Here is a 13,500-nt window from a genome sequence, read left to right on the forward strand (position 1 = left end):
CCACAATTTAAAAAGAGAATAAAATAATGAAAACAAAAAAGGCAAAAACAACAAGCGTTAAGGATTTAAAAATCGAGATTGCGCTCCTTTATAAGATAATCGAGATAATAGGGCAATCTACCAATTTAAATGAATTGATGCAGCAGATAGCAAAAGTCCTTGCGAGCACTTTGAAATGCGACAGCTGTTTTATTTATCTCTTGGAAGATTCTAAATTGGTGCTTTCAGGCGCCTGGCCTCCTCACCCGTTTCATTTGGGAAAATTGATTCTAGAGAAGGGCGAAGGTATTACCGGATGGGTTGCAGAACATAAAAAACCCGTTTCCCTACAAAAAAATGCGTTCAAAGACCCAAGATTTAAAATATTCACTAATTTACCGGAAGATAGGTTCGCTGCTATATTATCCGCTCCTATTATTTTGAATTCAAAAACAATAGGGGTAATAAACCTGCAGAATAAAAGCCGGCGCGATTTTAATAAACAGTCAAATCTTCTTGTAAGCATTTCAAGCCAGATAGCCGGCGCGATCGAAAAAACAAAACTCCTGCAGGTTTCAAATAAAAAAACCAAACAGCTTGAAACGATCGCACGTTTATCCCGCAGTATAGTTTCAAACACATATTTATACGAGATACTCCAGTTGATAGTGACGATGACTGCCCAGACAATGAATTCAAAGATCTGTTCGCTTATGCTTTATAATGAAAAGACGCATGAGCTTAAGATCGAAGCCACGCAAAGCCTCTCCGAAGACTACACGAAAAAACCTCCTATAAAAGTCGGACAGTCGGTTTCAGGCAAAGCCCTGGAACTAAAACAGCCGGTGACTGTCCTGGACGTTACAACTGAACCTAACTATAATTATCCCGAGATAGCCAGAAGAGAAGGTTTATGCTCTATGATAGCAGTCCCGATGCTGGTAAAGGACAAACCTGTAGGGGTCATAAACTGTTATACGACCGAAAAACACAATTTCAGCGAAGAAGAAATAAACGTCCTGCAGACCATAGCGATCCAGTCGGCGATAGCCATAGAAAACACCAGGCTTTTTGAAGAATCAAAAGTAACGCGCGAGTCGCTTGAGACAAGAAAAATCGTTGAAAGGGCCAAAGGTATCCTTATGAGGGAAAGAGGCCTGGCAGAAGAAGAAGCCTTCAGGTTCTTGCAAAAACAGGCAATGAATATGCGCCGTAGCATGCGGGAAATAGCTGAAGCCGTCCTTTTAAGCGATGGGATCAAGAAACCATAAAAAATTCAAAATGAAAAATTAAAAATCAAGGTTCCCGCTGTGGCGGCCATAAATTAAATTAATTATGATAGATATATTAAAGAAATATCAGAATATACCGCTTTCGTTAATAAGTGGAATTCTGATATTTTTATCCTTCCCTAAGCCAAACCTTTATTTGTTTGCCTGGATCGCACTAATACCATTGTTGATGGTGATTTCAAATAAGAGCATAGCCGGTTCTTTTTTTTATGGTTTATTTTCCGGGATTGTCGCAAATGCCTCCATTATTTACTGGATTTATCCCTTAATAAAATTCAATACAAATTCTTCCGTCCAGGCAAGCCTTTGCTTATTCCTTTTAAGCGGCTATATGGCGCTTTATGTGGGGGTATGGGCATCTCTTCTTAGAGCTGCACGTACCAACCGGTCGGTCTTCCGTTTTTCATTATTTGCTGCGGCTTTATGGGTTTCTTTGGAATATTTAAGGACATACCTTCTTACAGGATTCCCGTGGGCTTTGTTAGGGTACTCACAGTGGAAGTTTTTGCCTATCATACAGGTCGCCGAATACACCGGAGTGTACGGAGTTTCTTTTTTGCTTATTTGGGTGAATGTAGGCATATATCAGTTTATTAAGACAAGAAAATGGGTTTCTTTTTATATATTAATATGTGTTTTTTTGGCTGCCCTTGTTTTTGGTTATTCAAAATTGATCATAAACCGTTACTCATCGCCTCCCTATATAAGCGTGGCGGTCATACAGGCAAATATCGATCAATACAAAAAATGGGACCCGGCCTATGAAAAACAGATCATAGATACTTATAATTCGCTTATCGCAAGAGCCTCGGAACACAAGCCCGACCTGGTAATTTGGCCTGAGACCGCCGTACCCGGATACCTGCCTTCAAATGCCTTGTTGTATTCATGGGTAAATGAAATAGCCAAGCATACCCAGACGTATCACTTTGTAGGTTCTCCTTACTATAACGGCGGCTTGAATTATTATAACTCCGTGATTTTGTTCAATTCAGAAGGAGAAATATTGGGCTGGCATAAAAAAAACCACCTGGTCCCGTTCGGCGAGTTCATACCGTTTAGAAAGCTTTTAGAACCTTATTTCAGCATATTGAATACGCTAGGTGATTTTACCCGCGGGGATGAATTAAATACATTTTCCGTAAAATCAGTGATCTGGGGAGTAACGATATGTTCGGAGAATTTTTTCGGAGATATCGTAAGGAAAACAGTGTTAAATGGCGCCGAAGTGCTTACAAATCAAACCAATGATGCCTGGTATTTTAAAACTTCTGCGCCTATGCAGCACTTTCTGATGAATGTCTTCCGGGCTGTGGAAAACAGGCGGACTATAGTTGTTTGCGGCAACACGGGGGTCTCAGGAATAGTTGAACCAAACGGTATAATAAGTAAAATCGTCCCTATATTAACTACAACTTATTTTATCAGCCGGATAGAACCAAATAAAAAAATAACGTTTTATACTCGTTGGGGCGATTTATTTTCTAAACTCTGTATATTAATAACATTAATAATGCTTTTTTCTACTTTCATAAATAGGAAATTAAAGTTATTTAAAAACAAATTAGCCCCTTCCGGGACTAACTGAAATCAAGTATAGGATTTTCTATACTAAAGGGGTAAAAATGTCAATTGACAATCTAAAAGCGCAGGTAGAGCATTTAAGGGGGGTTCTTTGATATAGAAAAAAAGAAAAAAGAAATACAGGAACTTGAAAAAAAGGCTTCTGCGCCTGACCTGTGGAACAATTCCAAAGATGCCCGCCAGCTGTTAAAACATCTAAAAACCGTTAAGGCAATAACCAGCCAATGGGAAAAAATAAATCAAGAATTTAATGATATAAATGCATTGGACCAATTAAATGCAGGAGAACAAGATGAGCAGATCAAAACAGAAATAGAAGAAAATATAAAAAAACTTGAAAATACGGTCAAAATACTTGAGATAGAGACAAAGTTGTCCGGAGAATACGATACTAACAACGCTATTTTGGCGATACATGCAGGAGCAGGGGGCACGGAGTCCTGTGATTGGGCTGAGATGCTTCTTAGGATGTATCTGCGCTGGGCTGAGGCAAAAAACTTTTCATTCGAAATCATCGATATACTTTCAGGTGAGGAAGCCGGCATAAAAAGCGTGACCCTTATTATAAAAGGAGAGTATGCTTACGGGTTTCTGCAGGCGGAGATAGGTGTGCACAGGCTTGTGCGTATATCACCTTTTGATGCAAATAAAAGGCGCCATACCTCGTTTGCTTCAGTTGATGTTCTTCCCGAAATAGAAGATGATATAGAGATTAAAATAGAAGAAAAGGACATTAGAATAGATACTTACAGGGCGTCAGGGCATGGCGGCCAGCATGTAAATAAGACAGATTCTGCGGTACGGATAACTCATTTGCCTACAAATATAGTAGTGCAATGCCAGAACGAGAGGTCCCAGCACAAAAACAAGGAAAAATGCCTGAAGCTGCTTAAAGCGAAACTATACGAATTAGAACAGGAAAAATTAAGAAAAGCTACGGAAAAACATTACGACGAAAAAGGTGCGATCGCCTGGGGGCATCAAATCCGCTCCTATGTATTTATGCCTTATCAGCTGGTAAAAGATCACCGCACGAATAAAGAGATAGCTCAAGCAGAAATCGTTTTGGACGGCGGTATAGACCCTTTCATTACATCTTACCTTGACTGGAAATTAAAAAACAAGTAAAAAACACCTTAAATTTCAAATAATTTTATTAAAAGGTTGATAGATGTCTTTTATAAGCTAATTTGACATTAACAACCTGTACTACTTGAATTATTCTGCAAAAGACTGTTCTAATTGACAATTAATGAAAAATTGGGTATAATTTCAATCTAAATTGCATTTTTAAATTTAGGGGGTGTTATGTTCAAAATAATGATTGTAGATGATGAAAAAGATGTTGTTGAGCTTCTTAATTTTGTGTTAAAAAACGAAAATTATGAATTGCATAGTGCCTTTAGCGGAAAAGACGTATTGGAAAAACTTGGTATATTGCCCTCGTCTCAGACTGTTATAAAACCTGATCTTATCATACTTGATGTGATGATGCCCGATATAGACGGTTATACAGTTGTTACAAGAATGCTTGATAATGAAAAGACCCGGAATATACCGATAGTGGTTTTGTCGGCAAAAGGGCAGATGCGAGACCTGTTCGAGATGTCGTCAAATGTCCTGGCTTTTATAGATAAACCATTTGATCCGGAAGTATTGAAAAATAAAATAAATAACTTAATTGACGATATAGTTCCCGGAAAGGCATAAAAATATGGATAACGCTGCAGGAACACCGTTAGATCAGATTATAGAGTTAAGGCGCCAGAAGCTTGAAAAATTAAAGAGCTCAGGAATCAATCCATACCCTTCGAGATATAATAATTGCACTCAGATAGCAGATATCTTAAGCCGCTATCAGGCAATTAATACAGGTGAAATGTCTTCTGAAAGCGTTAATATTTGCGGAAGGATAATCTCAAGAAGGGAAATGGGAAAAGCCTGTTTTTCAGATATCGTAGATTTTTCCGGCAAGATGCAATTCTACATAAGGAAAGACGATATAGGAGAAGAGTCATTCAATACGTTTAAAAACCTGGTGGATATTTCAGATTTCGTTGGATTAAAAGGTTTCCCTTTCAGGACCAGGACGGGAGAATTAAGTATTAAAGTCGAAAGCTGGGTTTTGTTATCAAAGGCTTTGAGGCCTTTACCGGAAAAATGGCACGGACTAAAGGATGTTGAGACAAGGTACAGGCAGAGGTACCTTGACCTCATCTCAAATCAGGAAGTAAAAGCGGTTTTTATCAAGCGAAGCCAGCTAATCACTGCTATCAGGCAGGAATTAAATACGCGCGGTTTCTTAGAAGTCGAAACCCCGGTCATGCAGACAATAGCCGGAGGTGCAGCTGCCAAGCCGTTCATAACGCACCACAATGCTTTGAATATTGACCTGTTCCTTCGCATAGCTCCTGAACTTTACTTGAAGAGGCTCGTGGTAGGCGGGCTTGAAAAAGTATATGAAATAGGAAGGAATTTCAGGAACGAAGGCATTGACCGCTCTCATAACCCTGAGTTTACTATGCTTGAAATATACCAGGCCTATGCAAATTATGAAGATATGATGAAGCTCACTGAAGATCTGATTTCTGCTGCCGCAAAGGTCTTGGGCATTGAAATGGGCATTCCTTTTAAAAGAGTCAAGATGTTCGATGCCTTGAAAGAAAATACCGGGATAGATTTTATTCCGCTTCTTGAAACCAAAGAAATGACTGATACCGCAAGAAAACTCGGGCTTGATATACCTTCGGATATGCCGGGCAAAAAAGTCCTGGATGAAGTTTTTGATAAACTGGTCCTGCCCAAATTAGATGGTCCTACTTTTGTTACGGATTATCCGACTCTATACTCTCCGCTCGCAAAATCCCGATATGATGAGCCGGGTATAACCGAGCGTTTTGAACTTTTTATGAACGGAAAAGAAATAGCCAATGCTTTTTCGGAGCTCAATGACCCTGTTGAACAGAAACGGCGTTTCCAACTGCAGATGGAAGCCCGGGCTAAGGGTGACGACGAAGCCCAGCCTTACGATGAAGATTTTGTTATTGCTCTTGAACATGGGCTGCCTCCAACAGGAGGCTTAGGGATCGGTATAGACAGGCTGGTAATGACACTTACAAATACCGACTCTATTCGTGAAGTAATACTCTTCCCTACACTAAGGCCATAGCCTAAATAAAGTTAAGAAATTCAAAATGCAAAATGAAAAATGCAAAATTAAGGTGTCCGCCATGGCGGACGTATTAAAATTGATCCCGCAAAGCGGGATACCGCAATTTTACATTTTACAATTTCCATTTTGCATTTAGGTTATCTTTGGCCTAACTTTAAGGATTAAACACTATGGCACCTTTAGAATTATTTATCGCTTTAAGATATTTAAAAGCCCGCCGAAAAGGTGTATTTACCCTGCTTACAACTGTCATAGGGATAGGCGGAATTACACTAGGGGTTGCATCTCTTATAATAACTTTGGCGGTTATGAGCGGTTTTCATAAGGATATAAGAGAAAGGATATTGAGGCTTCAGCCTCATCTGGTAGTTGTTAAAGAAAATTCCTATCGCTTCAATGATTATAAGGAAATCGAAGAAAGCCTGTCAAAAAACAAGGAAGTAAATTCAACCGCTCCGTTTGTCTACGGCCAGATAATCTTGAGGAACAACGACAATACTTACGGAGCAGTAATAAAAGGCATAGACTGGCAGATGGAAAACAAAGTTGTTGATATAAAAGGCCTTTTAATTGAAGATGAGAAACCTTTAAATGACCTGGCAAGTGATGAAATAATCCTCGGCAAGGAATTAGCTGATAAGTTGAGATTAAGAACCGGTAATGACGTGATACTTATGTCTCCGGGTCAGTTTGCAGTTGTCCCTAAAATGAGAAAATTCAAAGTAGCTGGGATATTCCATTCCGGGATGTATGAATACGATGATAACCTTGCCTATATTCTCCTTTCAACAAGCCAGGAATTGTTTGATATAAATGGGTCCGTAACCGGAATAGGTGCCTCGATAAAAGACCCCAATGAGGCATCTAAGCTGGAAAAATACTTTCAAGATAGTTTATCTTACCCGTATGGCGTGCGTTCCTGGGAAAGGATGAACAGGAACCTTTTTTCTGCATTAAAACTTGAAAAGATAATGATGTTCATAATCCTGACGCTTATAATACTTGTAGCTTCATTTAACATTATCTCAAACCTGCTCCTTTTAACCGTTGAGAAAGCAAAAGAAATAGGCATTCTGTCTGCGATCGGTCTTGAACGGTACAGGATAGGCAAAATATTCTTTTATGAAGGCCTTATTATAGGGTTGACCGGAATATTTTCGGGTTTATTTTTAGGGGTAGGCATAAGCCTGGTATTAAAAAAATACCAGTTTATCCATTTGCCTGCGGACGTATATTACTTAGACACATTGCCTGTAAGGATACTGCCGAACGATGTGCTAAGCATTTTGATAGCAGCGTTACTTATAACTATGATAGCTGTGATCTATCCGGCTTATCAGGCAACAAAACTTGACCCGATAGAGACGATAAGATACGGTTAGAACATAGGAAATGAAAAATGCAAAATGAAAAATGTAAAATTAAGGTGTCCGCAGTTGCGGACTTATTTGAATTATTCGCCAAAGGTGAATACCTTAATTTTGCAATTTGCAATTTTCATTTTTCATTTAAATTATCCACCCTAGGCGGTTAATTTAGTGAATATAATTACTGAGAACCTTCATAAAACATTTTCTTTGGAACATGGAGTCGAAGTCAGCGCTTTACGGGGAATAGATTTAAATATTGACTCAGGCCAGACTGTAGCTATCGTAGGGCCGTCTGGTGCAGGAAAGAGCACTCTCTTGCACATATTGGGTTTAATGGACAGACCGAGCCTTGGAAGAGTAGTGCTTGACGGACAGGATTATTCAATGCTCTCCGATAAAGAACGCTCCTGTGCACGTAAGAATAAAATAGGGTTTTTGTTTCAACTACACTATCTTTTGCCCGAATTCACCGTCCTTGAAAACATTACTATACCAGTATGGGAAAATCAGGTCAGGATGAAAGATGAAATAACAGGTTTAATTGACAAGCTTGGATTAGCGGATCGGGCAGAACATTTGCCGTCGGAACTTTCAGGAGGAGAACAGCAGAGAGTTGCTTTAGCAAGGGCTTTGATAAACAGCCCGAGTATCCTTCTTGCGGATGAACCTACGGGTAACCTTGACAGGGCTACGGGTGAAAAAGTAGAGAAAATTATATTTGAAGAATGTAAAAACAGAGGCATAACGCTGGTGCTTGTAACTCATAATCCTGAGCTTGCAGCCAAAGCAGACAGGATTATTAAAATGAGCGACGGTGTTTTAGTAAAAAATTAAAAAACTTGACTGATTTTTGGAGGATAAAAATGAAGATTTACCTGAATGGGAAATTGGTAGAAAAAGACGATGCAAAAATATCTGTTTTTGATCACGGCCTTTTATACGGTGACGGTGTTTTTGAAGGCATCCGTGCCTATAACGGCAGGGTTTTCAGGCTGGAAGAACATTTAAAGAGGCTTTTCTATTCAGCAAAAGCTATAATGCTTGAGATACCGATAAAAATAGAAGAAATGCAGGAAGCCGTACTTGAGACTTTAAGAGCTAATAACTTAAGGGACGCCTATATAAGATTAATTATTACCAGGGGAACCGGCGATTTAGGCCTTGATCCGAAAAAATGTTCCGGTCCTAAATGTTCCGGTCCGGCGATTATAATTATAGCAGATAAGATTACTCTATACCCGAAAGAGTTGTATACAAAAGGGCTTGAGATAGCCACTGTCTCAACCAGAAAAAACATACCCCAGGCTATAAACTCCTGCATAAAATCCCTTAACTATTTAAACAATATTCTTGCCAAAATAGAAGCTACACGGCTTGGTGTTCAGGAGGCTATAATGCTTAATGCCCAGGGCTATGTAGCTGAGTGTACCGGGGACAATATTTTTATCATTAAAAAGGACAAGCTTATTACTCCTCCTGCTTCAGCCGGAGCGCTTGAGGGTGTTACAAGAGGGGCTGTTATAGAGCTTGCGCCAAAAGTTAAACTCAAGGTCAGTGAAGAGCTCTTTACGCCTTACACAATCTATACAGCTGACGAATGCTTCCTAACAGGTACGGGCGCGGAGGTTATTCCTGTAGTTAAATTTGATGGAAGGTTGATAGGGGATGGGAATCCCGGCATATATTCCCTGAAATTAATAGAGTTGTTCAGGGAATTGGCAAACTCAACGGGTGTAGCTATATAAGGAAATGCAAAATGCAAAGTGTAAAAAGTAAAATTTAGGTGTCCGCTATAGCGGACCATTTAAATTAATCCCGCCTTTGCGAGATACAACAATTTTGTATTTTGCAATTTTCATTTTGCATTTGGGGTTAGTTATGTTATGCAATATCTGCCGCAATAATGAAGCTAACATACATCTAGACGGCATAGTAAATGGTAAAACTATGAACCTAAACCTTTGCGAAGAATGTGCAAAAAAGCAAGGTATAGAATTTTCACTTGAAAAACCGCATTTTTCAATAGTTGATCTTTTAGCTAACCTCAGTGATTGGGAAATACCCGGGCATAAGGTTGCAAAATCGATAGTTTGCCCGAATTGCGGCTTAAGTTATGTTAAATTCAAAGAAATGGGCCGCCTGGGCTGTTCAAAATGTTATTCATCCTTTGAAATGCAGCTTTCACCGCTCCTAAAAAGGATACATGGGAGCATCAAACATATAGGCAAGCAGGCAAAAATCAAAATCCCTGTTTCTAGCGACAAAGTTAGCAGGCTGCGTATAGAGCTTGGCAAGGCTATAAAAGACGAGGAGTTTGAAAAGGCTGCGGAACTCAGAGATATGATAAAGAAAATAAAAAAAAGTGGAGCCCCTCCGGAAGGGACTGAAGATTCTTTTGAATAAACGGCATAAACATGAAACTAAAAGAATACCTGAACAAGCAGTTAAAAAGAAGCATAGAGCCCGGCCCTAAAGACGATATAGTGTTATCTTCTAGAATAAGGCTTGCCAGGAACCTCGATTATAAAGTTTTTCCCTGGAGGGCAAACAACGCCGTTTTAGAAAATATTTGGGAGAGCTCAGCAGGTATCATTAAACGACAGGATGAGTTGACCGACCCTGAAGTTTTATATTTCCCGGGTCTTGACCAGTTGGACTTGGAATTGTTGATTGAAAGGCATTTAACGTCGTATGACCATGCTGCAAGTAAAAAACCAAGAGGCCTGATTATAAGCGGTGACGAAAAGGTAGTTGTAATGGTTAATGAAGAAGACCATTTCAGGCTCGTATCGATACTGCCGGGTTTAAATTTGGAAGCTGCTGCAAGGGTGATAGATACGATAGACAATAAGTTATCCCAGGAACTTGGGTTTGCCTTTTCTGAGCAGTGGGGATTTCTTACTGCCTGCCCGACAAATGCCGGAACCGGCATGAGGGCATCATGCCTTGTGCATTTACCCGGGCTCATATTGGCTGATAAGATAGAGCCGATGCTCAGGGAACTGGCAAAACTGGGAGTGGTTGTAAGAGGTCTTTACGGAGAAAACACTGAAGTGCTCGGAGATATGTTCCAGATAACGAACGGCCCGACTTTAGGAAGGACTGAGAGCGAAGTAATAAAAACCGTTGAACATGTCGTAAGTGCTATAATAAACTACGAAAAAAATGCCAGGAACGAATTAAGGCACGGAAGAACAGCCCTATTGACTGAAGACAAGGTTTACCGGGCAAAAGCGATTTTAAAAAATGCAAGAAGCATCAGTTTATCGGAAGCCATGTCCCTGTTGTCAAAGATCAAACTTGGATTGAACATAGGACTGGATATTCCCTGGGATCAGGAAGCCATAAATAAGCTTTTGATGATTATTCAGCCCGCGCATTTGCAGCAGGTAACGGAAAAAACCTTATCTTTGGAAGAAACAGATATTGTGCGGGCTATGGTAATACGGCAGAGATTGAACTGAAATAGACATCAGACTTTAGACCACCGACTGCAGAGTAAAGGCAAAAAGAATAAGTTTTTCAGTCTGTTGCCTGAAGTCTGTGGACTGTAGTCTATAACTTGTGAGGTAAAAAACATGTCAAGCAGATTTACGGACAGGGTACAGAGAGTAATAATAATCGCTCAGGAAGAAGCCAAAAGGTTAAATCATGATTATGTGGGGACTGAGCACATTTTACTCGGGCTTGTTGCTCTTGGGGAAGGAATGGCAGCCAAAGTCTTATACAACATCGGAGTAGACTTGAAAAGGGTGCGTGCTGAAGTGGAAAAATTGGTAGGTACCGGAGACAACATCATGCTTTTGGGGGAAATACCGTTTACTCCGAGGGCCAAGAAAGTCCTTGAACTGGCTGTTGAAGAAGCCCAGAGCCTTGGCCACACTTATGTTGGCACGGAACATCTGTTATTGGGATTACTGCGCGAAGAAGAAGGCATAGCGGCCAGGGTTTTAGAGAATTTATCCGTTAAGATCAATGACGTAAGACAAGAACTTATGAACATAATAGACCAGGAATCTGAAACAGCTAACAATAAACATCACGGGACAAAAACATCTAAAACTAAAACTCCTACGCTTGATGAGTTCGGGCGCAACCTCACCTTATTAGCCAAGGAGTCAAAACTAGACCCCGTTATAGGAAGAGAAGACGAGATAGAGCGCTTAATTCAGATTCTTTCAAGGCGGACTAAAAACAACCCGGTTTTAATAGGCGATCCCGGCGTCGGAAAAACAGCGATAGTAGAGGGGCTGGCTCAAAAAATATCTTCCAGTGAAGTGCCTGAAATATTGAATAATAAAAGAGTTATGACGCTTGACCTTGCTTCAGTGGTTGCAGGAACAAAATACAGAGGAGAATTTGAACAGAGATTGAAAAATATTATGGAAGAGATACGCCGGACGAAAAATCAGGTAATTCTTTTTATTGACGAGCTTCATACTGTGATAGGCGCCGGTGCTGCAGAAGGAGCCATAGATGCTTCCAATATGTTAAAACCTGCCCTGGCCAGGGGCGAACTTCAATGCATAGGAGCTACGACATTGGATGAATACAGGAAACATATTGAACATGATGCCGCTCTTGAACGGCGTTTTCAGCCAATAATGGTAGAACCGCCAAGTGTCGAAGAAACAGTAAAGATACTCAACGGTCTAAAAGAAAAATATGAGAATCATCATAAAGTCCATTATTCGGACAAAGCGATAATTGCGGCATCAGAACTTTCGGATAGATATATCTCTGACAGGTACCTGCCGGACAAGGCCATCGATCTGATAGATGAAGCAGGGGCGAGAGCACGGCTGCAGACGTCACAGCCTCCTGAGGAATTTAAGGTGAAAGAAGAAGAATTAAATAAAGTCACTATGGAAAAGGAAACAGCAATAGCAAAACAGGAATATGAAAAAGCCGCACATCTAAGAGATAAAGAAAAAGACCTTAGAAAAGACTTGGATGATACAAAAAAACAATGGCGCAGCACAAGAGACGAAGCAAGGCCGGTTATTAGCGCCGAGGATATCGCTTCCCTGGTTTCAAAGTGGACAAAGATACCTGTAATGCGGTTGACAGAAAAAGAATCGGAAAAGCTGATCCACATGGAAGAAAACCTTAAAAAACGGGTCATAGGACAGGATGAAGCGATAAAGGTTATAGCTCAGGCCGTAAGAAGAAGCAGGACAGGACTGAAAGACCCTTTAAAACCTATAGGCGGGTTTATTTTTCTTGGCCCAACCGGAGTAGGAAAGACCGAACTAGCACGGGCTTTGGCGGAATTTTTATTCGGTGATGAAAATTCCCTAATAAGAGTTGATATGTCGGAATTTATGGAGAAGTTCACTGTTTCAAGGCTCATAGGTGCGCCTCCGGGGTATGTGGGTTATGAAGAAGGCGGGCAATTGACCGAAAAAGTAAGAAGGAAACCCTATTCTGTTGTACTTTTGGATGAAATAGAAAAAGCGCATCCTGATGTCTTTAATATACTCCTGCAAGTGTTGGATAACGGTTTCTTAAGCGATAATCTCGGGCATAGGATTAATTTTAAAAACACAATATTGATAATGACCTCAAACGTGGGAGCCAGGCTTATATCAAAAGGTAAATCTTTAGGCTTTTTGGTCCAGGAAGATGTCGGGCACGATTACCAGAATATTAAAGAAACATTAACCGAAGAAATGAAAAAGACATTTAACCCGGAATTTTTGAACAGGATAGACGACACGCTAGTCTTTCATCCCTTAGGAAGAGAAGAGATGATAAAAATATTGGATTTAATGCTTGAAAAAGGAAAGAGCAAGATAGCCGAGCACGGTTTTGTTCTGGAACTGGATAAGGACGCGAAGGACTATCTCCTGGAAAAAGGTTTTGACCCTCAATACGGGGCAAGGCCTCTTCAAAGAGTAATACAAAGATATGTTGAAGACCCTCTTTCAGAGTACATCCTATCCAATAAGTTCGCTCATAACCCCGGTGATCCTCAGATCAATATTATTGTGACCTTAAACCATGAAGCAAAAGTTTTGGAATTTAAGCCAAAAGATAGAACTGAATGCGCTTCATAAATAGGGGGCACTGAAAAACTCATTGCTCTTTGATTACTCAGATA

11 protein-coding genes are annotated in these 13,500 nt (G+C 40.1%); all 11 read left to right on the forward strand.

What is annotated here, in order from left to right:
• The first annotated feature begins 26 nt into the window (after positions 1-26).
• The 11 genes from LHV68_02430 to LHV68_02480 all read left to right on the forward strand — a co-directional run bounded on the left by LHV68_02430 (position 27) and on the right by LHV68_02480 (position 13,456).
• Positions 27-1,250, forward strand: a complete 1,224-nt coding sequence (locus tag LHV68_02430) for a GAF and ANTAR domain-containing protein (protein MCB4790722.1) — start codon at positions 27-29, stop codon at positions 1,248-1,250.
• A 64-nt stretch (positions 1,251-1,314) separates the two neighbouring features.
• Positions 1,315-2,859: an apolipoprotein N-acyltransferase gene (lnt, locus tag LHV68_02435; protein ID MCB4790723.1), complete on the forward strand. Its 1,545-nt coding sequence runs from the start codon at positions 1,315-1,317 to the stop codon at positions 2,857-2,859.
• 37 nt (positions 2,860-2,896) lie between these two features.
• A protein-coding gene (prfB, locus tag LHV68_02440; protein MCB4790724.1) for a peptide chain release factor 2 occupies positions 2,897-3,983 on the forward strand; the annotation gives its coding sequence in 2 pieces (ribosomal slippage) (positions 2,897-2,947 and positions 2,949-3,983; 1,086 coding nt in all).
• A 180-nt stretch (positions 3,984-4,163) separates the two neighbouring features.
• Positions 4,164-4,565, forward strand: coding sequence for a response regulator (locus LHV68_02445; GenBank protein ID MCB4790725.1), 402 nt, complete (start codon positions 4,164-4,166; stop codon positions 4,563-4,565).
• A 4-nt stretch (positions 4,566-4,569) separates the two neighbouring features.
• Positions 4,570-6,024, forward strand: a complete 1,455-nt coding sequence (gene lysS, locus LHV68_02450; GenBank protein ID MCB4790726.1) for a lysine--tRNA ligase — start codon at positions 4,570-4,572, stop codon at positions 6,022-6,024.
• A 173-nt stretch (positions 6,025-6,197) separates the two neighbouring features.
• Entirely contained in the window at positions 6,198-7,409 is a 1,212-nt protein-coding gene (locus LHV68_02455; protein MCB4790727.1) for an ABC transporter permease, read from the forward strand.
• A gap of 156 nt (positions 7,410-7,565) precedes the next feature.
• Positions 7,566-8,231, forward strand: a complete 666-nt coding sequence (locus tag LHV68_02460; protein ID MCB4790728.1) for an ABC transporter ATP-binding protein — start codon at positions 7,566-7,568, stop codon at positions 8,229-8,231.
• A 29-nt stretch (positions 8,232-8,260) separates the two neighbouring features.
• On the forward strand, positions 8,261-9,142 hold the full coding sequence (ilvE, locus tag LHV68_02465; GenBank protein MCB4790729.1) for a branched-chain-amino-acid transaminase: 882 nt from the start codon (positions 8,261-8,263) through the stop codon (positions 9,140-9,142).
• Between the two features lie 133 nt (positions 9,143-9,275).
• Complete coding sequence (locus LHV68_02470; protein MCB4790730.1) at positions 9,276-9,800, forward strand: UvrB/UvrC motif-containing protein; 525 nt, start codon at positions 9,276-9,278, stop codon at positions 9,798-9,800.
• Positions 9,801-9,811: 11 nt separating this feature from the next.
• Positions 9,812-10,861, forward strand: coding sequence for an ATP--guanido phosphotransferase (locus LHV68_02475; protein ID MCB4790731.1), 1,050 nt, complete (start codon positions 9,812-9,814; stop codon positions 10,859-10,861).
• 114 nt (positions 10,862-10,975) lie between these two features.
• Entirely contained in the window at positions 10,976-13,456 is a 2,481-nt protein-coding gene (locus tag LHV68_02480) for an ATP-dependent Clp protease ATP-binding subunit (GenBank protein MCB4790732.1), read from the forward strand.
• Positions 13,457-13,500: the final 44 nt, after the last annotated feature.

The sequence above is a fragment of the Candidatus Liberimonas magnetica genome (assembly GCA_020523885.1).
GTDB classification, from domain to species: Bacteria; Elusimicrobiota; Endomicrobiia; order Endomicrobiales; family JAFGIL01; genus Liberimonas; species Liberimonas magnetica.